The organism is Patescibacteria group bacterium, assembly GCA_041653535.1.
GTDB lineage: Bacteria > Patescibacteriota > Patescibacteriia > JACRDY01 > JACRDY01 > JBAZFH01.
In genome coordinates, this window is record JBAZFH010000002.1 from 212579 (window position 1) to 236765 (window position 24187).

Genomic DNA, 24187 nt, shown 5'->3' on the forward strand with positions numbered 1-24187 from the left:
TTTTATATGTTTAATGAACAAAAAGGTTCTAAGGCTTATCCTGAATATGATCCGACTGACGAGGACTCGGAGATTTCTCGGCTTTATAAGTTAATCAAAGAACAACCGTTGGAGCAGTCAGATGCTGCTGTGTGGTTGGAGGGCGAAGCAGACGACCGCAATGTAAAGTGTATAAGGATCGTTCAGAGTGATTATGCACCCAAGCTAGTTTTATCGGGTGGCGTTGATAAGGCGCCAACGGATATTCCATCTCAAAAAATGGCCGAGGTGTTCGTTCAATCTGGAATTAGTCGTGATCAAATCATTATAGACCCTACGTCTTTGAATACGAAGGAGCAGGCAGTAAATGTTTTGCGTTTAGTTAAAGATAATGATTGGCACAAAATAATCTTAGTAGCTAATCCATATCACCAGATTAGAGTTTTTTTGACTTTTTTGGCGGAGCTTAAAAAACAAGGTATGGACAAGATGGTTAAAATCATCAATGCCCCAGCGGATTTGAATTGGTTTAGGACCACAGCTCGAGGTCGCGATGAAGTTGATTTGTTTAACGAAGAAGAAATCCCTCGGTTGATAAAATATGGTCAGGATGGTGTTGATGGCAAAAAAGCAGACGTCGCTAAGTTATCAGAGGGCTTAGATTATATAGAATATTGGAATAATCAATTATAAATTTATTTTATGTTCAGAGGCAAAAGAATACTAGTTACCGGGGGGACGGGATCGTTTGGCCATCAAATAGTTAATGATTTGATTCCTTACGAACCGGCCGAGATACGGGTTTTTTCCCGTGATGAAAAAAAGCAGCACGACATGCGTTTGGAATATCCGGATGTTAAGTTTTTAACTTTTGTTATTGGTGATGTTCGCGATGCTGCGTCAGTACGATCAGCAATGAGAGGAATTGATATAGTTTTCAACGCCGCGGCATTAAAACAAGTTCCTTCCTGCGAATATCATGTTATCCAGGCAGTCAAAACCAACATTCTTGGTCCGCACAACGTTATCGAAGCGGCTTTGCAAGAAGACGTTGAGAAGGTGATAACTATTTCAACAGACAAAGCGTGCGAACCGATCAACGCCATGGGTATCAGTAAGGCAATGCAAGAGCGTTTGTTTGTTTCGGCCAACCTTGAAAAAGGTAACAAAAGAACAGTCTTTGCCGGCGTTCGTTATGGCAACGTGCTTGGTTCTCGCGGGTCAGTAGTGCCGCTATTTAAACAGCTTGCCGAAGAAGGCAAGGATTTACCGATTACCGACAGACTAATGACGCGTTTTATTATTACTTTACCTCAATCAATAGAGCTAGTTTTTTATGCAGCCGAGCATGCTGTCGGTGGTGAAATGTTTGTCAAAAAAATGCCAGCGCACACCATCACTGATTTGGCAGAAATTATCTTAGCCCGACACGGCAAAAATGAAAATCAAAAGGTAGTAGAAAAAGGAATCCGTCCCGGAGAAAAGATTCATGAGAGTCTGGTTTCTCCTTCCGAGTCACTGCACTGTATTGATCAGGGCGACTACTTTGTTATTTTGCCGCAGATATCACTACCCGATGTAGAAGCTAAATACGGTTCGTTAATAAACAATCTCCCTGGTCCGACGCAGCAAAAATCTTTCCGCTATTCTTCGGAAAATACTCAACGTCTAAGCAAAGAAGATCTTGGGGAGCTACTAAAAAATGAAGGCTGGATCTAAAATTTTAATTACTGGCGGTAGCGGCATGCTGGGTAGCAGCCTATTTTTTACGTGGCAGGAAAAAGCTGACATTTATCTTTTGTCGCGTGAGTTGCCGGCTTACGATCAGGAAAAAAGTGTTAGCGTTGATCTAACCGACGGGCAAAAAACTCTTGAAGCGGTAAAGAAAATAAGTCCAGATATTATCGTTCACACCGCGGCAATGACTAACGTTGACTATTGTGAAGATAACCCAGAGCAAGCGCGTGCGGTTAATGTAATGGCAACAGAAAATATTGCTTTAGCTACCAAAGAGATTGGCGCCAAACTGGTTTATATTTCTACTGATTTTGTCTTTGACGGCAAAAAAGGAAATTATACCGAGGAAGATGTGCCAAATCCTCTCAGCGTCTATGCTAAAACAAAATGGGAAGGCGAAGAAGTGGTGAGAAATATTTTAACTGACTGGTTGATTATTCGCACTACCATCTATGGCTGGAATATTTTACAAAAAAGTTGTTTTCCCGAAGCGGTAATCAATGCTTTGAGTCAAGGTAAAGAGTTTACCCCGTTTGAAGATCAATACAGCACGCCGGTTTTTACCGAAACTCTGGCCGATGTTTTATGGCAGTTGCTGGAGAAAAATAAAATCGGAATTTATAATGTTACTTGCAATGAAATTTTGTCTAAATATCAGTGGGCGCAGATGGTTGCTGATGAGTTCGGTCTGGATCAAAGCAGCTTACGACCGGTCCCTTTTGCGTTAGCCATACTGCGAGCGCCACGTCCGGTTAACGCTTCTTTAAATAACGCCAAGTTGCTTAGTGAACTAGGTTGGGATAAAATTAGTCTGAAAGACGATATAAAGAAAATGCATCTAAGGCAAAATTTTTATGGTCAATATAAAAAATCTAGAGAAAAAAGTTGATGATCGCGGCTGGTTAGCTGAAATAATCCGCGCCGAAGATGTCGAGCCAAAAGAATTCGGTCAGTTTTTGATTACTACCGCCAAACCAGGGATTACCAAAGGCGGTCATTACCACAAAAGAAAAAATGAATGGTATTGTGTCATTCGCGGTAAAGCCGAGCTTTATCTAAAAAATTTGACTAGCGGGCAGGAGGAAAACGTAATTTTGGACGAAAATAATTTGCAGTTAGTAAAAATCGAGCCAAACGTTTTTCATAGCATTAAAAATATCGGTGAAGACGAAATGTATCTCCTTGCTTATACTACGGAGGTGTTCAACTCCGAAGATCCGGATACCTTTACTCTAAGTTAATATAAGATGAAAAAAATATTTTGCCCGATCTGCGGTGAGGGTAAATACGAAGATTTTTTAGACACCCGAGATGCTAGATATAGTCAAGCGGGCGTTTTTAAATTGGTTAAATGTATCCAATGCGATATGGTTTTTTTAGCCGTTATTCCCGAGGGAGACGAGTGGAAAAAGTTTTACCCGGATGACTATTGGGCGGAAGAAGATAGTTTTTTCAATAATTTTGTTATCAATTTTTTATTGGCTAATTTTTTGCGGCTGATAAAAAAATATAAAAAATATGGTAGCGTTCTTGATGTCGGGTGTGGCACCGGTAGAGTTTTGGAATATTTAGCGAGTAAGGGATGGCGGGTTTGGGGTCAAGAAATATCATCAGTTGCTTGCCGCCAAGCTGAGAGAAGAATAGAAAATGTTTATTGTGGTCCGCTTAAAGCCGCGACTTATCAAGAAAAATTTTTTGACGTGATAATCCTAAATTATGTTTTTCATCAGATGATCGATTTAGCCGAAGAGCTGGCCCAAATAAAAAAAATAATCAAAGATGATGGAATAATGGTTTTTAGTATTCCCAATGTTGACAGTCGTCAGTTGACGATAACTCAGCGGGATTGGTTTTGTATTGATTCTCCTCGCCATATTTATTTTTTTTCCCCAAAAACGATCAAAAGATTTTTTGAAAAAGAGGGACTAGAGATTGTTGATATAAGTTTCCCGTTATTTCAATTGCCACTCGATTTTTTTCATGGTCTGACTGCAAAATATTTTGGCAATAAAAAGGGGACAAAATATTGGTTTTTGTTTTTTCCGCTTTTAGTTTTTTCGTTGTTAATAAAAGTTATACCAGCCTACCGTAGTTGTATGACAGTGGCATGTAAAAAACAATATGTCGAATAGTGCCAGGAGAATGGTAAAAAATTTAATCTGGTTGTACAAGTATGTCTTAGAGTATTTAGGTTCTTTTTTTGTTATCGAGGGAGATTTATCGCGGTTAGTAATCACCGTTGATGTAGAGACCGCTGTCGATTTTTGCAATTGGCAGCCAGAGGCCGTTGCGTTAAAACATGCTGAAATCTCTCGAAGTGCTATAACGGAAATGATCGCTTTGACTAGGCAGTACAATGTGCCTATTACGTGGTTTTGTACTGGGAAGACTATTTTAAAAAACGAACAAGAGCCGTTAAATTATTTTGGTGATCTAATTGATGGCTTAACCGATTCCGGAGTGGGGCACGAAATAGCTTCGCATACTTTTAGCCATCCGCATTGTTCCAAAATCAGTCGACAGGATTTTATTCAAGAGATGCAAAAATTGAAAGAAGCCTTTGTCCAAAGAGGATTGGCATTTAGCAGCCATGCTTATCCTTGGAACGAGGTTGCTTATCTCGAGGAGTTACCAAAATTTAGCGTTCAAACTGTCAGAATAAAAGAAGGACTCTTTCCAAGTGTTATAAGTCAGCCGGAAAAATCGATTGTCAATTTAGTTAAACAATCTCTTGAAGGCACGCCACTTAGTTTTTGGTTGATTAAATTTGGTCTGCATATTGCCCGGCGAAAAAAAGCCTGTTTTGTCTGGTTGCTGCACCCGGAAAATTTTTATTATCAGCAAGATAAAGAGATAATAAAAAAAGTTTTTGACTACGCCGTTTATTTGCGGAAAAAAGGAGAACTAAAAATTATTACCGTTAAAGAAATATGAATAAAGAAAAATGCATAGTTTGCGGTCAAACGCAGCTTGACAATGTTTTTGAAATCCAAAGACCGGATTTTTCTCGTCCGGTAGGGATTGTTGTTTGTCGTAACTGTGGTTTTATTTTTCAGTCAGTGGGTCTGACACAGCAGGAAACAGCTTTATATTATAATCGGGAATACTATCAGCGTCAGACGTCTTTTTTGGAAAAAATGTTGGTGCTTTTTTTAGAATGGCTGGTGGCAATAGAAATCGGCAAAAATCGTTCCGGTGGGTTGATTTTAGATATTGGTTGTGGGGAAGGAAATTTTTTAAATAGTATGAAAAGAAATGGTTGGCGAACCTTCGGTATTGACACCTCGGCTGTTGCCTGTGAGGTGGCGACTAAAAAATTAGGCAACGATGCTGTCGTGTTAAATAAAAATCTTGAAGATTGCGGATTTGCTGATAACTATTTTGATGTCGTAACTTTGTGGCATGTTTTGGAACATATCGAGAATCCCGACCGGTTACTCACCGAAATACGGCGTATTCTTAAACCAAATGGTATGCTGGTTGTTGAAGTGCCAAATTTATCTAGTCCGGTTTTTAAACTCACCAAGCAGGGGTACTTTAGTTTTGACGACCCGACTCACTTGTATCATTTTAGCGCTAAGACGCTAAATAAGTTGATTGAAAAAAACGGCTTTTCTTTTAAAAAACGGGGTTGCACGACATTCAATATTGTTTTATCATTATTTACTAGCATATCGCGCCGATTGTATTATCGAGATAAAATAAATTCTAAGGTGATAAGGAGCCTGGTTTTTGTTGTTTTGTTTCCACTTTTGACGATTTTGACCTTAATTTTTGGATTTTTGACGCTAATACGTCCGCTAGGCAGTGTTTTGCGATTTTACTACTCAAATAATCAAAAATAAATGAAGGTATTGCTTTCTAATCCTCCTTGCCGCGTTGATTCGGGTGACGGCAAAGAAAAGTTTTTTATCCGTGCTGGCTCTCGCTGGCCATTTTCTGTCACAAAGAAAAAAGAGGAGAAAGCGGACTATTTACCGTTTCCTTTTTATTTAGCCTATACCGCCGCTCTTTTAGAAAAAAAAGGTTTTGATATTGTGGTTAACGACGCGGTGACGCTAAACAAAACAGAGGAAGAGTTTCTACAAGAAATCGTGCGAGACAATCCTGATATAATTTTATTCGAAACCTCAACGCCGACGATCAATCATGACTTAGTATTAGTTAATAAAATAAAAAAACTTTTACCTAAAATAAAAATTGCTCTTGCCGGACCTCATGTTTCAACTTTTTTTCAAGAAACCATGAAAAAATCTCCAGTTGTAGATTTTATTTTTATTCAAGAATACGAGCTGTCCTTCACTGAATTAGTCGAACGGTTAGTACAAGGAAAGACTTTTGATGATATTACGGGGCTAGTTTGGCGTTCCGGTGAGCAGATAAAAAATAATCCACCAAAACTGATTGATCCGCTTGATCAACTGCCGCCGCCGGCTCGTCGTTTTTTCCCTATTGATTTGTATTGGGACGGATTTTGCCAATATCGGCCGGCAGTACAGATGCATGCCACCAGAGGTTGTCCTTTTCGCTGTAATTTTTGTCTTTGGAACCAAGTAATGTACAACAATGCCAAATATCGTACATTTGGTGTTAAAAGAATCGTCGATGAAATGAAGGACTGCCAGAAAAAATACGGCGCCAAAGAAGTTTATTTTGACGACGATACTTTTACCGGCAATAAGCAATTTGTTTTAGATTTTTGTCGAGAGATAAAAAATCGTGGTCTTAATATCCATTGGTCGTGTATGGGTGATGCCATGATCACCGACGAAGAAATGGTGGAAGCGATGGCGGATGCTGGTTGTGTTGGTATGAAATTTGGCGTTGAGTCGGGAGATGCGGAGGTTTTAAAAAAAATTTGTAAGCCGGTGGTTCATGAAAAGATAAAAAAAGTAGCGCGACTACTAGCCAAAAAGCATATTAAGACTCATGCTACTTTTACTTTCGGTCTTTCAGGAGAAACTAAAGAGAGCATGAAAAAAACCATGGATTTTGCTAAAGAATTGGACGTTGATAGCGTGCAGTTTTCTATTAATACGCCTTTTCCGGGTACCAGGTATTACCAGGAATCTCAAGAAAAAGGTTTGTTACTAGCCAAAGATTGGTCGGACTACGACGGGGCGACTTCTTCGATAGTTAAATTTGAAAATTTGACCAACGAGGAAGTAGAGTGGCGTTATTGCAGTGCTAGCGGTGAGTGGTTGCGTTATAAGCTAAAAAGCCCGCGTTGGGTGTTGCGACAGGTCTATAATTTTTTCCGTTTGCTGGTCGGACAAGGTACGGTTGGCGCCGGGCAAAAGTTAAAAAGGCTTTTTGAATTAATTAAATCTTAATCAATATGAAAATCGGGGTTCTTATCGGACAGGTAGTACAGATAGGCGGTGTGTGTATTGCCGCTTTTGAAGAAGTGCGTAATTTGCGAGCCGTTGGTCATGATGCCGAGCTGGTTATTTTGCAGGAGCGACCGGAATTTCGATTTGATGATTTTGCCGGCGATATTCCGATACGCTATATTTCTCGTGAGCTGCCGGCGTGGGCACGGATAGATTTCAAAATTCCATTTTTTTCTTTTTTTAGATTTTTTCATCTGCGCAGTTTTTTTACCGCCAAAAAAGTCATCAGAGATCAGGAGTATGATTTGCTGATTGTCCACGAAACATACAATTGTTTTGCTGCGCTATCTCTCAAGAAAGACCGTCATATTCCTTTCAAAGTTTTTTTGTGGGACCCGGCATCGTATATTTTGCCGAGAGTTTATCAAAACAGTTTTCTTGGTTTATTTTTACCGATACTTTTTCCTCTTAGCCTGCTACTTGATAAAAAGATAATTAAAGAAGCCGAAGAGGTTATTGTTTGTTCTGATTTGCACAAAAAGTATATCGAAGGTATCGGCGGACGGGACAAAACTAAAATCGTTTATCCAGGTTGCTATCCCCTGGAAAAGTTACCAGAAGAAAAAAAACAATATCTATTAGCACTAACCAAATGGGATATCGGAAAAAATCCTTTCTTGCTTTTAGATGTTTTAAAAATATTGGTTGATAAAAATATAAAATTAATTGTTGCCGGAAATTGGGTGCAAGAAGATTATCGTCTGGAGTTTATTGATAAAATAAAGCAAGAAGGATTGGTTGATAGGGTAGGACTGATTGATAGGGTGGATGATCTGCAAAAGATACAGCTTTTTTCCGGCGCGATTGTCCTCGTTCATCCGATTATCGAAGCTTTTGGCATGATGTGTTTAGAAGCGGCCGGTTGCGGATGTCCCAGCATTATCCCCAAAGGATCGGGGGTAACAAATATTTTTGAACACGGTACGCAGGGTTTTTTTCCGACCGAAGGGGATATCAACGCTTACGCCGGCTATATAAACGATTTGGTAGCAGATACGGCTTTAGCGGCAAAAATGGGTAATGCAGCCTGGGAAGTGGCTAAACAAAACACCTGGGTAGAGCACGCTAAAAAGATATTGATGCAATAAATATTCTTTAGCGATGAACAAAGAACTAAACAATTCGGACGGCAATATCGGATCTTATGACCGGCAGTATTTTTTGGAGAAAGAATCCGGTCGGTACGATTTTCGTAATAAAATAATAAATCAAAGATTTAAAGATATTTTGCGGTTGGTTGCTTTGAGTAGTAACGACAAGGTTTTAGATTTAGGGTCTGGTCGCGGCGAGATGGGTGATATTTTGCAAGGCAGTGCAGGAGAAATTGTTTTAGCGGATTATTCTGATGAAGCGTTGGCGATAATAAGGGGGCATATTGTGGCAAATGAGAGGGTGAGGATAGAAAAGATCAACGCCAAAAGTATTCCTTATCCCGACGAATATTTTGACAAGGTGTTCTTTTTGGAAGTTATCGAGCATCTCTATTTACCAGAAGCGGAAGATGTTTTAAGGGAAATAAAAAGAGTTTTAAAAAATGGTGGAGAGCTGATTTTATCTACTGGTCCAAACAAATATTTATCTTCTCCGCAATACTTTATCGCTCAAAAGGTTTTTAACCTAAAAACAGAGTGGGGTAAATATCATTTAAACGAATTTTCGTATTTTTCACTTAGAAAAGCGGTCAAAAAAAATTTTAGTGATTTTAAAATATATTGTTATGAAGATCCAGGATGGTTTTATTCGACAATAAAAAGCCAAAATCTTCCCAGACTAATCAAAGAGGTCACGCGTCTACTTAACAAAGTATATGATTTGAGTCTTTTTAGACTTCTGAGAACAAAGCTGCCGCTCAGAAAGTTTTTTGCTCACCGTTTCATATTAATAGCTAAGAAATAAAAAATAATTGATATTCTATGTCCAGAATAGATGATTCCCGTCAGGGTTACGACGAACTTCATAAAGATCAAGGCTTTAGCGAGGAGCCGGAGTACTATGAAGTTGTCGGCGCGTTAGTCAAGGGTAAAAAAAGCGTAGATATTGGTTGTGGCTATGGTTTTATCGAAATGTATTCTCCAGAAACAGTGGCGGTTGATTTTTCCGAAGAAGCGTTAAAAGTAGCGCAGCAAAATGGCGCGCGGCAAACAGTGAAAGCGCCAGCCGAAGAACTGCCGTTTGCCAGCGATGAGTTTGAAGTAGCGACAAGTATTGGTGTTTTGGAACACTGCGCCGATCAAAAAAAAGCAATTCAAGAAATGGTTAGGGTTTCCAAAATTCAAATTTTAGCAGTTCATGCCAAGTTGCCTTATGGTTTAGAATTAGTACGCCGTCCGCTCATTAAATTTTTTGGTCTCAAAGATCAGCCAATCGAAGACCCTCTGACTATGAAACAGATTAAGCAGCTGCTCAAAGACGCCGGCTCGCGCGTTATCGTCGAAGGTTTTTGGAACTATATTGATCTGCGCTGGCTTTGGAAAAAAATTCCTTATAGTTTGGTGAAATGGCCGTCTCATCATTTTGTCATTGCTATTAAAACACCAAACCTCGAACGTAAATTTTTAGGAGAAAATGAAAGATAATATTGGAAAGATTATCAAAACTATTGTTAACAACCCGGGCAATATACCCTGGCGCGGTTTTCAGTTCGCCCGAAGGATTTTTCCGCTAGATTATTATTTTGCCTCCGGTCACGCTTTTCCCCCAGACATTATTACCATACTGATCACTAGGCGTTGTAATTTTAGTTGTCCGGGTTGTTCTTCTGCTTCACCGCTGTACACCAAAGATTGCGCGGACAAAAAAGAAATGAGCTTGGAGGAAATAAAGAAACTAATTGACCAAGTCGCTTGGTTTAAACCAGCGATATATTTTAACGGTGGCGAGCCAACACTCCGTCCTGATCTGATCGAGGCGATAAAATATGCCAAAAGCAAAGGGTTGATAACGGCGCTGACCACCAACGGCAGTTTGATGGACGAAGATTTGACGGCAAAAATAGTTTCCAGCGGGCTTGATTTTTATTCTACCTCTATCGACGGTCCAGCAGAGTATCACAATGCTCGTCGCGGTTTTACTTTTGCTTATGAAAACGCTACCAGGGGAATTATCAATCTTTTGCTTGCTAGAAAAAAGGCAGGCGTTGCCACACCGCATATTCGCATTTCTTGTATCACTAACAGTGAGAAGGTGGATTATAACTGGCACGTTTTGCACTTAGCGAACGACCTTGGCACTGACGAAGTGGCTTTTGGTAATCTAATGTTTTATTCACCAGAAGTTGAAAAAAAACAAAATGATTTTATTGCCGCGCATGGCACTGGCGGACAAGAAGTGATTGGTTTAGCCGTTAATGACGGCAAGATAGCGGTTGATGCCCCGGCATTAAAAGAGTTTTATCGCACCGCGAAGCAAAAATCCAAAATACCGGTTTACCTGGTGTTAAACGAGGGAGACGTTGATAGTTTCTATTCCTGGCGGTATCCGGCTAAAAGCCGTTGTCTTACTCCTTGGCTGGTGGCAGTGGTTTTACCAAACGGCGATGTGACGGTTTGCCAAAATTTAATACTAGGAAATATTTTGCAAGACAAATTTACAAAAATCTGGAATAACAAAAAGTTTAAATATTTTCGTTTAGCCAGAAAGAAATACCAGATGCCGGCTTGTTTTCGTTGTATCGAAGGTCAGGAAATAAAATTTGATTAATATGCGGATATGTTTTTTTAATCTTAATCGGCTTGATTACGAAGGTGGCGCCGAAAAGTATTTTGTCGAGACGGCTGCCGCGCTAAAAAGGGATGGTCAGGATGTTTTTTTTGTTTGTGATAATTACTTTTACGTTCGGATTCGGCCAAAAATAGAAAATTTTATTTTTCGTCTGATCGGAGCGCCACTGCATCAAAATGGGATTACTTCCCGCCAGCTGGAAGAAGATCTGAAAATATTTGATAGCTACAAAATGCCGCTATTATTTCAGTTGCCGTTTTCCGCCGCACGCAGGAAAATCAAAAAATTATTAGCCCAAGCCGACGTAATTTATTGCAAAAACGAGTTTATTGATTCTTGGTATTTGAAACGTTTAATCGGCAAAAAGGGATTTGCCAAAGTAGTGCTTGGATTACACACTGCTATTTTTTTAGCCAATGCAGAATCTTTTCATTCGCGAGTTCATAATTTTTTGTATTTTTCGCGCGTTTACCAAAAAGTTTTGCAGCTTTGCGGCGCCGTTCATGTGATCAACAATTCCTATAAAGATAAATTGGTCGAAAGTTTCAAGCTTGATCCGGGAAAAATTGTCTTTGTGCCAAACGGAATAAAAGAAAACGATTTGGAAAGGACGACTGCCGGCGAAAGTGACGCTTTTAAGATTTTATTCGCCGGACGCTTTACCGAACAAAAAGGCATTGATTATTTGTCGGAAATCATTGATAATCTATCTAAAGATCCAATCTTTTCGCGAATAGAAATATTGATTGCCGGAGCGGGTCAGCGCCAGGATATTGTAGATAAATTGATAAATAAATTTAGTAACGTCAAATATCTTGGTTTTGTCAAGGAAATGTCGAATCTTTATCGACAAGTTGATATTTGCATCGTGCCGTCACGTTGGGAAATGTTTCCGTATAATTGTCTGGAGCCGCAAGCGAAAAGTTTGCCAGTAGTGGCTTTCGACATTCCCGGAACTAAAGATATTGTTGTTAATGGCACGACCGGGTTACTTACTCCGCTTGGCGAGGCGAATTCCTTTAGCGGGGCAATAAAAAAAATGTTTGATCTAAAGGCTAATAACCGCGTCGAGTGGCAAGTGATGAAAGATGCGGCTTACAAAAATGTTTCGGAAAGATTTACTCTGACAGCTGTGGCAAAAGAACTGGAAAAACTTTTTGAAAAAGTAAAAAAATAATATGGTAGAGCTGCAAAAAATAAACTTTGGTTGCGGGCACAAACATTTGTCCGGTTTTATTAATGTTGATAATAACCCCAACGTCAAAGAAGCTGATGTTGTTCATGACTTAAATATCTTTCCTTATCCTTTTGCTGATTCTTCGGTTAACGAAGTAATCATGGACCATGTTTTGGAACACTTGGACGATCCGATTCGGGTGATTGAAGAGCTATATCGAATCAGTGCTGACGGGGCGATGCTTTATATCAAGACGCCGCATTTTTCTTGCAACTGGCTGCACCCGGGGCACAAAAATGGGATTAGCACGATGCTTTTCAGCTATTTTGTTCATGACGGAGATGATTACTACGGAGATTGTTACTTTGAAGTAAAGAAAATCAAGTTAAGCTGGTTGCGTCCAGCAAACAAACATTCGGTTGCGCTCAATACGCTTTCCCGGATAATTAATTTTTTCGCCAACCTCAATATTGGTTTCTGTCAGCGAGTTTGGTGTTACTGGGTGGGGGGATTTGAAGAGTTAGAATTTGAAACCAAAGTAATAAAAAAATAAAATGACAGAGTTTTTTTTCTCGGAAATAGAAAAATATAAATATCCGGATTTTCTGATTGATATTATCCAGGATTCTTTGAATATTTTTCTTGGTAATATCGGTGAAGACAATCTTGCCGCCGTTGTCCTTCATGGTAGCACCGCGAAGGGTAAAATTACTATTATTGGTGATCAGCTCTACAGCGATGTGGAGTTTTTTGTCTTTGTTCGCCGTAGCGTTAGCGGCGCGGCAGCAGAAAAAATAAGAAACGATTTGGTGGCGATAAAAGAAAAGTACCATCAAAAAAACCGTTTTTTTCATGTCGACTTTATTATTAAGAAAAAGTGTTTAATGCGGTTTTATCAGAGAAACCTTTTGATCTATGAGCTGAAAAACGCCGGTAAGGTTTTGTACGGTGATCTGAATATTCTTTCTAATATCCCGAAGATCGATGAAAAAAACATTAATCTGAGAGCCGTCAACGATATTATGCTTATGCGCTTGAGGGTTTTCTTGAAAGATTTTAGTTTTAATCCTGGTGACAAAGAGGATTATTATGCGTTACTAAAAAATGTTTATCAGTATTTAATGGCGGTGGTTGTTTTTAATAAAGGGATTTTGTTACCTAGCGGTTATGACAGGTATAAATATGTCGAAGCGCACCACGAGGACTATTTATTTTTGGGGGACAGATTTTTTTCCAATTATTATTTTTCCAGTCGGATGAAATTTCCGATGCACTTTGCGGAAAACGAGAGAAACGTGTCTTTTGATAAGGGGTATTTTGATTACGCCAAAGAAGTGGTGGGCGGCATGTTTTTAGTTCTGAGACTTTTACTTCAAAAAAACAATCTGTCCCAGTCAGAGATAAATGAGGAGAACGTTTTTTCTGTTTTAGACAGATCAGCCGATATTTTTAATGACAGCTGGTTCGATGTTTATAGTCTGGCTTGTCGGGTGCGCTATCTCAAGCAAGTTGTTTTATCGGGTAAGATTTTTTCTCTATTTAAAGCTTTTAGACCGATAAAAAAGAAATTGGTTTTGGCGTATCTGGCGCTTTGTTTTGCTCTCAAAAAACAACTAAATGGCGAATCACCAGATTTGTATTTGCAGTTGGCGGCAAAATATACCAAGCAACTCAGTTACGAAAATACAAAGTTTTCTCTGACAGGGGACTTTAAAAAAGATTTTTATTTCCTTAAAGCGGAGCTGCTCACTATTTATCGAATTGTTTTTTAATATGGCTAATCTGGTTATCTTCATCGACGGTTTTCCTTACGATCAGCTGGCGCAGACCGATTTTTTGAATAATCTCAAAAAAAGTCGTCGTATTCCCGGTATCGGCTATAGTTTTAATCTTTATTTGGAGATGTTTGCTGGACTAGTGCCAGATCAAAGCGGTGTGTTTTGTGAGTTTGCTTTTGAGCCGCAACGGTTGCAAAATAAAACCGTTCGTATTTTAATGCCGGTTTTGAAAATTATTGATAAACTCGGTATCTTTTCTTCTCTTTTTAAACGTTTTGTCACAGGGTATTGTGGTTTTAAGTTTCACAACGTGCCGTTTGCCTACCGATATTTTTTCACCGACGCGGGAAAACAAATCCAACGTCCTGATCTGCGGGAAAAAACTATTTTTAAGAAAATAGAAAAGTTAAGTAATGGTAAAATTTTTGATCATAGCATTTGCTGCTATACCGACAAAGAAAGCGTGGGTCTTTTTTATCAAAATATTGACGCCGATAATCTTTTTATTCATTTCACCGAGCTGGATGGAGCCGGTCACGCCGGATTTTTGAGCGCCGAATATTTTGCTAAGCTAAAATGGCTTGATGATAAGCTGAAAAATATCTGGCAAAAATATCAAGAGCGGCATCCGGGAGCAAATCTTATTATTTTGTCAGATCATGGTTTTTGCTCGGTTGAGAAATTTATCCGACCGGAGTTTGAAAGAATCGGCAGCTTAAAAGCCGGTAGAGATTATTTTTATTTTGTTGATACGACTATGGTTAAGTTTTGGTTTTTATCACAAGCGGCAAAAGAAGCGGTTTTGAAATATTTAAGCGGTTTGGATTTTGGCAGGGTTTTAAGTGAACAAGAACGTTTGGCTTCAGGAATAGCAGACAAAAAGTTTGCTGACGAGATTTTTTTACTTCAGCCCGGCATTGCCTTTTTCCCTTCTTTTTACGGTGGAATCATTAAGGTTAAAGGAGTACACGGTTACGGTCCGGAGTGTAGCGGACATCACGGAATATTTTTGTATAATACGCCAAGGCGGGTTGAAATTGCGCCTATCATCAATAACAAAGAAACATATCAGTGCATTTTAGATATTTTAGATTTAAAATAATAAGATGATTGTCTTGGAAAAAATAAAAAAGTATTGGCCGATTTTATTTATTTTAGTTTTGGGTTCTTTGCCCTTGGTTTGGTTTAGAGATGGTCTGCTTATCGCCGGCGGCGACAATGATTGGTATCTTAACCCGGTAAAGCTTTTTCACGATGCCCTTTACACCTGGTCAGGGCTAAAAAGCGCTGGAGAAATAAATTTTTTGGTTTGTCATATTTTTCCATTGCCTGCTTTTTGGGCTTTATTAAAACTGGTCGGTTTGAGTTTGGTTAATATCCAGAGGCTATGGACTATTTTGATTTTCGTTACCCCGGCTCTATCGATTTATTATTTGGTTATCAGATATTTTGGCGCAGACAAAAAGGAGGTTAAATATCAGCTCGTCGGACTGCTAGCCGCTATCCTCTATAGCTTCAATATGTTTTTGATTAATAGTCCGCTCAACTCCGTTGCTTCTCCGGTGCTGGCAATCATGCCGCTGATGCTTTGGTTCTTTATTTCGGCTTTGGAGCAAGAAAAATTTTCTTTCAAATATCCGGCGGCTATTAGCGTGTTATCTATTTTCCTCTTTTTTTCGAACACCAATCTGGCGGAAGTTAGTATTATACCACTGGTCCTCGGTCTTTATTTGTTATTTTTTGTTGCTTTCAACTTTAAATTTTTTAAAATAGTTCATGCTTTCAAAGTAGTCGTGGCTAGTGTAGTCGCATATCTGGCGGTTAACTCCTGGTGGTTGCTGATAATATCTTTTTCTTTTGTTGAAGCTGCTTCCAAAGCAGGAGAAATTGTAAAAAGTATCAGTTTTGTCGAACGTAGTTATTTGTTTGAAGTATTTAGATTGATGGGTTTTTGGGCTTTTAGGATCAAAACCGGCGCGGGGCTTTCAAACGTGCCGTACAGTGATTTGTATTATCAACCTTTACTTATAATCTTGACCTACCTAATTCCACTAGTGGTATTTTTCGCTTTAATTTTTCGACCGCGGGACAAGAAGATTATTTTTTTCTCCCTGATTTTTTTGCTGGGAATATTTTTAGCCAAGGGGACCAATGAACCGTTTGGTGTCGTCTATGGTTTTTTGTTTGAAAAGATCCCTGGATTTTGGGTTTTTCGCAACCCTTACTCCAAATTTATGCCTTTGACGATATTTGGTTTTTCGATTTTGTATGGTTTATCTGCCGCCGATATATATTATGGAGCAAAAAAGTGGTTTGTAACCAAGATAAAAAACCGGCAAAGGGCGGTAGCGATGGCTTTGATTATCCTTGTGTTTTTGGGGTTACTGCCAATTGCGGCTGCCTGGCCAATACTGACCGGTAAATTTTTGTCCGATGCTTCCTGGTATGGTACACCTGAAAAATCAATGCATGTCCAAGTGCCGGACTACTGGCAGCAAGCAAACAAATGGTTTACAGAAAACGACCCTGAAGGTAGAGTTTTGCTTTTACCCAAAGCAGGATATGGGCATTGTTATAAATGGTTGTCGGGAATATGCACCGGAGGATATGTTGCCAACTATCTTATACCAAATCCGATTATCAGCTATCCCAATCTAAAAATAGATTCTCCGTACGATAACACGATTGATAGTCTTTTTTCTTACATTAAACCGCAGACCAGGGTTGATCTTGCCGAATTACTGGGTGTTTTTAATATTAAATATATCTTGCAGCAAGACGATTTACTGTGGCAAAGGGCGGGCACCGATTCTTATTCGCCGGAACAGATAAAAAATATTTTAGCGGAGCAGCCGGGGATAGAGTTTATAAAAAATTTTGGCAAGTTGAATCTTTATCAGATTAAAGGTGATTATTACGTGCAGAGAATTTTTGCCCCACGTAAAGTTAGTTATACGTCTAGCAAAGATCCCCTGGAGACAAGTCAGGCGGTTTTACTCAACAAAAAAAACGTGACGGAAGAGTCGATGTTCGAAATAAAAGATGGTTTGGATAGTTCAGACAAGGATTTGATAGCAACAAAAAGACTAGCCGATACTAACGGTTATAGTCTAGATATACCAGCGCAGGCAGAATATGATTTTTATTTGATTCAAAAACCAATCTCGCCGCAAGTTGTGGTCTGTGCCGGATGCCCGTCGGGTTTTGGTATTAGTCTTGGCGATGAATATTCGGGGAAACAATTATTTTTTACTAAAGCAATAAGTGGTGGAGTTTACTTTGATAATGACAAAAAGATTTCTTTGTCCTGGCGTCGGTCGATAAAGATTTATCCTTTAGACGTTAATGATGTGGGTATTGATAGTCCGATAGTCGGTTGGAGTTTTATCCAAAATGTTGGGGCGGTAGATCTTTACGGGTCGCAGCTGTCGGAAAATTTTCCCGAAGACTACAAAACGTCATCAGAAGCAAAAATATTTTTTGCCGGTTTCCGGGATGGACAGCAACTGGGCGAAGACTGGGGGGTCGAAATTTTTCCCGATTCTTTTGAAATAGGGACTATGAAGACCAGAAGGGTGGTGGTTAGTGTGCCAGCGGGAACTAGACCCGGGGAGGGCTATCGATTCGTTTATCTCAAAAAACCAAGCATGCTTTCCGATTTAGATTTTGGGAGCAATGTCGGCACAAGCAGTGTTTTATCTGTCGGTTCTGCAAGTCTCGCTGCCGGCAATCATCGTGTTTTATTGACCGGACTGACCAGCGAGGATTTGGATAAAATGACTTTTGTTGCCAAGAAAAAGGTGGTGGAAGGCGGAGTGGTGGTGCCAAAAATAACATTCAAAAAAATCAACCCGACAAAGTATAAAGTGATGGTTAGTGGAGCTGTAACCGATTTTTCTTTGGTTTTTTCTGAAAACTTTAATACTTTTTGGAGGGTTTATGTCTTTCCTCAAGTATTTTTAAGCCAAAGGGAACTTTCGGGCAAGCCTTTTTCGCCAGTGTCATCAAGCGGTCCGGTAGACGCTGATTTTGTAAGCGAGGAATATGGCGGATCCACGCAGAATAATAATCTTACGTCGCCTTTTTACAAGACATATTTTAGGTCTTCGCTTGGCGAGCACCAGCATTTTTTGGCCAATGGTTATGCTAATGGTTGGTGGATTAAGCGACCGGACTGCCTTGAACAAGGAGATAAGTGTCAGAATTTCGAAATCATTATTGAATTTTGGCCACAAAGGATTTATTATCTCGGTGGCTTGATTTCCGGTCTGTCATTTTGTTTGATATTGTTTTATTTGATCAAAAAAATACGGTCGAGGGAATAAAAATTATGAAAAATAAAATTATTAAAATCATAAAAGCCATGTTTAGTTGGTGGTCGGCGGGAGAGCGGATAATATTTTTAGAGTACGCCGCACTGTCTATTTTTATATTATTGCCGATATTTAAACCCGGATATATTTTTGCTCTGGACTTTACCGCCGCTCCGCATTTTGATTTTCCATCCACAGTTTCTTTCGAGTACCCGTGGTTAGTTTTTTTGTGGTTATTAAATCTGTTTATTCCGGCGGCAGTGATACAAAAGATAATTTGCTTCGCCATTCTGTTTTTAGCCGGCATCGGTGCACATTATTTTGTCGGAAAGTTTTCGTCGACTAAATGGTCAAAATATTTTGCCGGTTTGTTGTTTATCTTTAATCCGTTAGTTTATTCTCGTTTAGCTTATGGTCAGTTTCGTTTTTTGTTAGGGTACGCTCTATTGCCGTGGTTATTTTTAGCTGGCTTGCGGTTTTTGAAACAACCATTGATTAAAAAGACGTTTTATTTAGCGCTACTCCTAACGGTTTGCGGAGCAGTCAGTCTCCATATTTTGTTTATATTTTCTTTTGTTTTTATCGCGACGTGGCTGACTCGTTTTTTTCAATCAATTTATAACAGAAATTATTTGTTTGAATTTTTAAAACAAACCGTTTTTTTATTGCTATTATTTTTGTTTTTAAATAGTTATTGGTTATTACCGGTTTTTGTCAACCATTCTAGCGTCAACAATGCTCTGTCATCTTTTGACCAGCGGGACGTCTTTGGTTTTCAGACCAATGCCGACTCTCGCTTTGGGGTTTTTGTTAACACAGCAGCGATGTATGGTTTTTGGGGTGACAGAGAGGGTCGTTATTTTTCTCAAAAAACAGTAGTCTCTTATTGGTTTGTTTTGTTTCTAGTGTTATTATTTTTTGTTTTTTGGGGCGTTGGTTTGTTGTTTTGGAAATTAATCAAGAAATATCATCAGTTCAGATTATTGACAAACCCGTCTGTTGCTCAGCTAAAAGATGAACGATTATCGGAAGATATTTGGCTTGCCCTCCCAATATTTTTTTGTGCCGTTGTCGCTTTGTTTATGGCTGTCGGCGTGGCGCATCCATTTTCTGCGCTGATTTCTCAGTGGTTATACCAAAACTTTTCTTTTTATAAAGGTTTTAGGGAGCCGCAAAAATGGGTAGTGGTCTTGATTTTAGCTTATACCTATTTTGCTTCATTTGGTGTTGATGATTTGGTAAAGAAAGCCGCCCGCGGTCTTGAGTATTTGGCCAGGAGAGCCAATCAACTAAAAACAAAGAAACCGATTTTATTTTTATTGTCAGTTTTTAGAAAAGTTTTGCCCGTGATATTTCTGATCGTTCCTTTGTTCTACAGTCCGATATTATTGCTAGGGCTTGGTCGCCAGATGTGCGTTGGTTCTTATCCGGCCAGTTGGTACGAGTCTAACGAGCTGTTAAATTCTGATCAGGAAAATTTTCAGACGCTTTTTCTGCCATGGCACATGTATCTCAATCTGTCTTTTGCTTGTAACAAGGTAGTAACAAATCCTGCCGCTGCCTTTTTTGATAAACCATTTATAGTCGGAGACAATATTGAATTTGGAAATATTTATAACCAAAATAATCGGGCTGATTCAAAATATGTCGAAGAAAACATATTGCAAAACAAAGGGCGGTTTACTCAAAAAGACGGCGGGGGTTTAGGAGAAGTGTTGAATACGATAAACGTTAAGTATGTTGTTTGGGCAAAAGAGTCGGATTTTTTTAATTATGATTTTGTTAAATTGGCGCCGGACTTAGAATTGGTTTATGATAGAGACAGGATTCAAATTTATAAAAATTTAAAATGGCAAGATGAAAAAAATAGATAAAGAAAAAATAATTTTTGGCGTCAAGCTGATAATTTTGCTGTTAGTTGTGATTTTTAGTTTGTATAAAGACATTACCATTGTTGGTTTGTTGGTTCTGGCTTTTTCGGCATATGTTATTTTGTGGCAACAAGAGATCGCTACTAGTTTTGTAGCTGGGATTTTGTTACTGATTGTCTCACAGGTTATAACCGTATTTCGTTCAGAGGTCAGTGCGCGGTCATTGGCTGGTTATGGCTTGGTATTAATTTTAGTATCTATTTTTACTTGGTTTTTTGTTTACTTCAAAGATAAGCTTAGATTTATTCTGAGAAGATTTATTTTTAGTAAGACAGAACCATTAGTTGCGGAAGGGATTGGTAATTATAAAAAAGCAGTGGCGAGGTTGAAAGATTCTAATAAAGGGACAAATATGTCTTTTACCAAACGAATACAGCAGCGGTGGTCGTTGATAATAATGCTGCTTTTGAGTATTTGGAAGGGTAGCCGATTTTTTGTAGTCAAAATCGCCGCCATGATTTTGTTGTTTCTGATTATACTGGTTATGACAAGTTGGTCGATTCTAAATACTTTTATTTTATTGGTGATGTTTATAGGAATTTTATTCAACATTGATGCCCGACCGGTTTTTCTATTAGGTATAATTTTGTTAATAGGGATACCGATATTTTTGATTTTGGGTAAAGAGGGGGTAAGCGCTGTTTTAGCAATTTACGCCTATCACGCCTTAATTATTGGTTTTATATGGGACTTGGCAGGTGCAATAAGGATCAAATATCAGGGCGCGCGACCGATCTGTGCCAGGTTTGAGTAATTGTGGATAACTGGCTTTTATTGAATTGTTGGCTTTTTCTATTTATTTTGGTATAATAATAACCAGTAAAAATATCTCTAATTTTAAACAAGTAGTTGGTTTTAAAATATTTAACTTAATATAAAGAAAAAAATAAAAAACCTTATTATGGGTCAATTATTCAAAAATTTATCTCGCAACGAAAATTTCGTTGTAAAAGGGCTTTTAATAGCAGCTTTGCTAGTTCTAGCCGCGTCTATTTCTTCGACTGTTTATTCACAAATACAAGGATATGTTGGTTATGGTTATGGCTATAATGCCTGGGGCTATGGCTATGGTTATGGATCTTCTCTTCCGTCAGCTGTTAGCGATCTTGCTTTGAGCACGACTACTAGTAGCGGCGAATTAAGAGCCAGTTGGACTGCGGTAACCACTTGTATGGATGAAACAAGTCTTGATAATTTTGCTTATTACAAGGTTTACTGGGCTACTTCGTCAACAGACGCCAATAGCACGTCCCGTTTAAGTGCGATCGTTGCTACTCAGGGTAGTGGTACGATTAATGCTACTATCAGTGGCTTAACAGCAGGAACTACTTATTATATGGCTATTTATACAGTTGATTCCATGGGAAACTGGAGCAATATTTCTAACGTTTCTTCTTTGGCAGCTGGTGCGACTAGCACTGCTGGTCAAAATGGCGGTGGCGGCGGTGGTGGATCAAGTACCACTACTAGTCCGACTACCGGTGAGTCAGTGCCTGTGGTTGTGGTTGCTCCTACCCCTGCTTTGGGAGTTGTCACCGGATTTACCACGCCAACTGTTACTGGGGTAAAGAGTGAATCTTTGAGAACTGGTAATTTCGCTTATGGCTACGCTCGCGTTGCTTCCCTGGCAGTGGAGCAGGGTCTGGCTAAATACCTAGCTACGAACCTGGAAAATAAATTCGGCAGAGCTACTTTCAACAGTTTGTTCCGCAAAGCCACAAAGACTTCTGGGCAATGGTGGTACGCTTATGTAAATGCTTATACTTATGGCGGCTACACATTAAAGGAAGTCCAACAAGGCGTGAAGTTTGGCGGTAAAACCGTTCATCCGACCATACCGGCTTCTGCTTGGAGAAATAGCGCGGATTATAAGGCTTACATCAATAAATAGAATCTAGATAGATAGAATAAAAAGACCTCGGGAAATCCGGGGTCTTTTGTATTTTAGAAATATTTAATCTTTAGAGAGTTAAAATAGCGGCATGGAAGCTAGGCGTTTTAGATTTTATTTACTGGTTATTTTATTAATAATAGCGATTGTTCGTTATTATTTATGGTTGCCGCAAAATGAGCCACGACAAGTGATTTATTACAATGGTCAAAAGCTTGATTTTAAAGCATTAGTGGTGGACGACCCCAAATACAACATTGACTCCGGTAAATTGGTCGTACAGCCAGAAAATTTGAAAGGAAAGGTTTTGGTTACAACAGAACTTTACCCTAGATATTATTATGGTGATTTATTACAGATTAGCTGTCGTCTTGTCGCGCCAAAAGCCAAGGAGGGCTTTGCTTACGATAAATATTTGGCTAAGTCCGATATTTATTCTATTTGTTATCAGCCCAAAATAAACATCGTTGCCCGTGGTCAGGGCAGCAGCATCAAGCAGGCAATTTTTGCTTTTAAACAAAAGGCAATAAGGGTAATTGATCGGCAATTGCCGTCGCCGACTTCGGCGCTACTGACCGCTATTATTTTTGGTGATACTGGTAAAATACCCGCGGCGCTGGCTGATAATTTTTCTCGAACCGGAACAACGCATATTATGGCCGTATCAGGAATGAATATTACTTTATTGGTGGCGATTATGCTTAATTTTTTGGTGGCGGTCGGTCTGCGGCGTAAAACCGCTTATTATTTTATAGTTGTATTTTTATCAACTTTTGTTTTTTTGATTGGCGCGCCGGCTTCAGCGGTACGGGCGTTGATAATGGGTATACTGTGGCTGACCGCGGCGCAAATCGGGAGAATTAACAACTCCGGTTGGGCACTTACTTTAGCCGGCGCGGTGATGCTGGCGCTTAACCCGATGTTATTATTTTACGACGCTGGTTTTCAATTATCTTTTTTATCAATGTGGGGGCTGGGTAAATTTGGTGATCTGGTAAATAGATTTTTGGAAAAAGCAAAAATACCATCGGCTTTCGCTATCCGCGAGTCTCTTGCCTCTACTATCGCCGCGCAGATTGGCACTTTACCTCTCATGGTTTATAGTTTTCACAGTATTTCTATTATTTCACTGTTAGTAAACGTTTTAGTTTTGCCAGTAATACCAGTGGTGATGATTACCGGGTTGATTTTAGTTACTCTAGGCTTGGCGATTAAGGTATCGTTAATATTTTTATCATGGTTCGTATATTTATTTTTGTACTACATGGTCGGCATAATTAATTTTTTTGGAAAAGTGGATTTTGCGGCTTTAAACATCAATATTGGCTTGTGGTCGGTCGTGGTTTACTATTTGTTGTTATTAGTAGCGCTTTATTGGAAGAAAGTAATTTTATGCTACCAAAGATTAAAAAAATAATTTTGTGGTTAGTGTTGCTCGAGATGGTTTTAGTTGTACTATTTTTTTTATCTTTTCGTTTTGGTTGGTCAAGTAAAAAAATAGAAGTGGTTTTTTGTGACGTCGGTCAAGGCGACGCAATGCTAATAAAAACTTTTACCGGTCAAGACGTTCTTATTGACGGTGGACCAGGGGATGCGGTTTTGAGCTGCCTTGGTAATCATTTGCCGTTTTATGACCGTAGTCTGGATTTGGTAATACTCACACATCCGCATCAAGACCATCTGGGTGGGCTAGTCGCAGTTTTGGATAAATATAGCGTTAATAGTATTATTGCTAGCGGTCTTGATATTGCCGTAGGTAATGCAACGGGTAAGGAACTAGGGCAAAAGATAAAGGAGAAAAATATTAAAACCACTAGTGCTGTCGCTGGTCAGGTGGTTGATTTTGGACAAGGAATAAAGATGGAAATATTATTTCCCTTAAGTAAAAAAAATGACTCCAAAAAAGATTTGAATGATATTTCTATAGTTAGCCGTCTGGTTTATAAAGATAATGAATTTTTATTTATGGGCGACGCCGGGATTGAGACGGAAGAAGTGATTTTGTTAAGCAATAAAAATGTATCAAGTGACGTTTTAAAAGTTGGTCATCATGGCAGTTTTTATTCCAGTAGTGAAAATTTTTTGCAGGCAGTTTTACCAAAAGTAGCAGTTATTTCCGTCGGTGAAAACAACAAGTTTGGTCATCCGTCTAATTTAGTCGTCAAGAGATTGGAAAGACGCGGGGTCAGGATTTTTCGTACCGACCAAGACGGCGATATTGTATTGATAAGCGATGGGGTAAAAATTTATGACAAAAATTAAAAGCGA

General features: G+C 39.1%; 22 protein-coding genes. All 22 read left to right on the forward strand.

Annotation, left to right across the window (positions count from 1 at the left end; genetic code table 11):
• The first annotated feature begins 6 nt into the window (after window positions 1-6).
• The 22 genes from WC310_02960 to WC310_03065 all read left to right on the forward strand — a co-directional run bounded on the left by WC310_02960 (window position 7) and on the right by WC310_03065 (window position 24181).
• On the forward strand, window positions 7-672 hold the full coding sequence (locus WC310_02960) for a YdcF family protein (GenBank protein MFA5358753.1): 666 nt from the start codon (window positions 7-9) through the stop codon (window positions 670-672).
• A gap of 9 nt (window positions 673-681) precedes the next feature.
• On the forward strand, window positions 682-1698 hold the full coding sequence (locus WC310_02965) for a polysaccharide biosynthesis protein (protein MFA5358754.1): 1017 nt from the start codon (window positions 682-684) through the stop codon (window positions 1696-1698).
• Window positions 1682-2605, forward strand: a complete 924-nt coding sequence (gene rfbD / locus WC310_02970) for a dTDP-4-dehydrorhamnose reductase (protein ID MFA5358755.1) — start codon at window positions 1682-1684, stop codon at window positions 2603-2605. Before WC310_02965 ends, rfbD begins: the two co-directional genes overlap by 17 nt.
• Window positions 2571-2957, forward strand: coding sequence for a WxcM-like domain-containing protein (locus tag WC310_02975; protein MFA5358756.1), 387 nt, complete (start codon window positions 2571-2573; stop codon window positions 2955-2957). The genes rfbD and WC310_02975 overlap by 35 nt, the downstream gene beginning before the upstream one ends.
• A gap of 6 nt (window positions 2958-2963) precedes the next feature.
• Window positions 2964-3848, forward strand: coding sequence for a class I SAM-dependent methyltransferase (locus tag WC310_02980; protein MFA5358757.1), 885 nt, complete (start codon window positions 2964-2966; stop codon window positions 3846-3848).
• A complete protein-coding gene (locus tag WC310_02985; GenBank protein ID MFA5358758.1) occupies window positions 3838-4650 on the forward strand; it encodes a polysaccharide deacetylase family protein in 813 nt (270 codons plus the stop codon). Before WC310_02980 ends, WC310_02985 begins: the two co-directional genes overlap by 11 nt.
• Entirely contained in the window at window positions 4647-5561 is a 915-nt protein-coding gene (locus WC310_02990) for a class I SAM-dependent methyltransferase (protein MFA5358759.1), read from the forward strand. Before WC310_02985 ends, WC310_02990 begins: the two co-directional genes overlap by 4 nt.
• Window positions 5562-7049 carry a radical SAM protein gene (locus tag WC310_02995; protein ID MFA5358760.1) on the forward strand — a complete coding sequence of 496 codons (1488 nt, stop codon included), beginning with the start codon at window positions 5562-5564 and terminating at the stop codon, window positions 7047-7049. It begins immediately after the preceding gene.
• A 5-nt stretch (window positions 7050-7054) separates the two neighbouring features.
• A complete protein-coding gene (locus WC310_03000; protein ID MFA5358761.1) occupies window positions 7055-8197 on the forward strand; it encodes a glycosyltransferase family 4 protein in 1143 nt (380 codons plus the stop codon).
• A 13-nt stretch (window positions 8198-8210) separates the two neighbouring features.
• Window positions 8211-9005: a class I SAM-dependent methyltransferase gene (locus WC310_03005; protein MFA5358762.1), complete on the forward strand. Its 795-nt coding sequence runs from the start codon at window positions 8211-8213 to the stop codon at window positions 9003-9005.
• 17 nt (window positions 9006-9022) lie between these two features.
• Window positions 9023-9685 carry a class I SAM-dependent methyltransferase gene (locus WC310_03010; protein MFA5358763.1) on the forward strand — a complete coding sequence of 221 codons (663 nt, stop codon included), beginning with the start codon at window positions 9023-9025 and terminating at the stop codon, window positions 9683-9685.
• Window positions 9675-10808 (forward strand): radical SAM protein, encoded by a 1134-nt coding sequence (locus WC310_03015; GenBank protein ID MFA5358764.1) that lies wholly within the window; start codon window positions 9675-9677, stop codon window positions 10806-10808. The genes WC310_03010 and WC310_03015 overlap by 11 nt, the downstream gene beginning before the upstream one ends.
• 1 nt (window position 10809) lies before the next feature.
• Window positions 10810-12006 (forward strand): glycosyltransferase family 4 protein, encoded by a 1197-nt coding sequence (locus WC310_03020; GenBank protein MFA5358765.1) that lies wholly within the window; start codon window positions 10810-10812, stop codon window positions 12004-12006.
• A 1-nt stretch (window position 12007) separates the two neighbouring features.
• Window positions 12008-12559, forward strand: a complete 552-nt coding sequence (locus WC310_03025; GenBank protein MFA5358766.1) for a methyltransferase domain-containing protein — start codon at window positions 12008-12010, stop codon at window positions 12557-12559.
• A gap of 1 nt (window position 12560) precedes the next feature.
• A complete protein-coding gene (locus tag WC310_03030; GenBank protein ID MFA5358767.1) occupies window positions 12561-13778 on the forward strand; it encodes a hypothetical protein in 1218 nt (405 codons plus the stop codon).
• A 1-nt stretch (window position 13779) separates the two neighbouring features.
• On the forward strand, window positions 13780-14886 hold the full coding sequence (locus WC310_03035; GenBank protein MFA5358768.1) for an alkaline phosphatase family protein: 1107 nt from the start codon (window positions 13780-13782) through the stop codon (window positions 14884-14886).
• Window positions 14887-14890: 4 nt separating this feature from the next.
• Window positions 14891-18109 (forward strand): alpha-(1->3)-arabinofuranosyltransferase family protein, encoded by a 3219-nt coding sequence (locus WC310_03040; GenBank protein MFA5358769.1) that lies wholly within the window; start codon window positions 14891-14893, stop codon window positions 18107-18109.
• Window positions 18110-18114: 5 nt separating this feature from the next.
• Window positions 18115-19971 carry a hypothetical protein gene (locus tag WC310_03045; protein ID MFA5358770.1) on the forward strand — a complete coding sequence of 619 codons (1857 nt, stop codon included), beginning with the start codon at window positions 18115-18117 and terminating at the stop codon, window positions 19969-19971.
• Complete coding sequence (locus tag WC310_03050; GenBank protein MFA5358771.1) at window positions 19955-20782, forward strand: hypothetical protein; 828 nt, start codon at window positions 19955-19957, stop codon at window positions 20780-20782. The genes WC310_03045 and WC310_03050 overlap by 17 nt, the downstream gene beginning before the upstream one ends.
• 147 nt (window positions 20783-20929) lie before the next feature.
• Window positions 20930-21919, forward strand: coding sequence for a fibronectin type III domain-containing protein (locus WC310_03055; GenBank protein ID MFA5358772.1), 990 nt, complete (start codon window positions 20930-20932; stop codon window positions 21917-21919).
• Between the two features lie 91 nt (window positions 21920-22010).
• On the forward strand, window positions 22011-23336 hold the full coding sequence (locus WC310_03060; protein MFA5358773.1) for a ComEC/Rec2 family competence protein: 1326 nt from the start codon (window positions 22011-22013) through the stop codon (window positions 23334-23336).
• Entirely contained in the window at window positions 23312-24181 is an 870-nt protein-coding gene (locus WC310_03065; protein MFA5358774.1) for an MBL fold metallo-hydrolase, read from the forward strand. The genes WC310_03060 and WC310_03065 overlap by 25 nt, the downstream gene beginning before the upstream one ends.
• The last annotated feature ends 6 nt before the right edge of the window (window positions 24182-24187 follow it).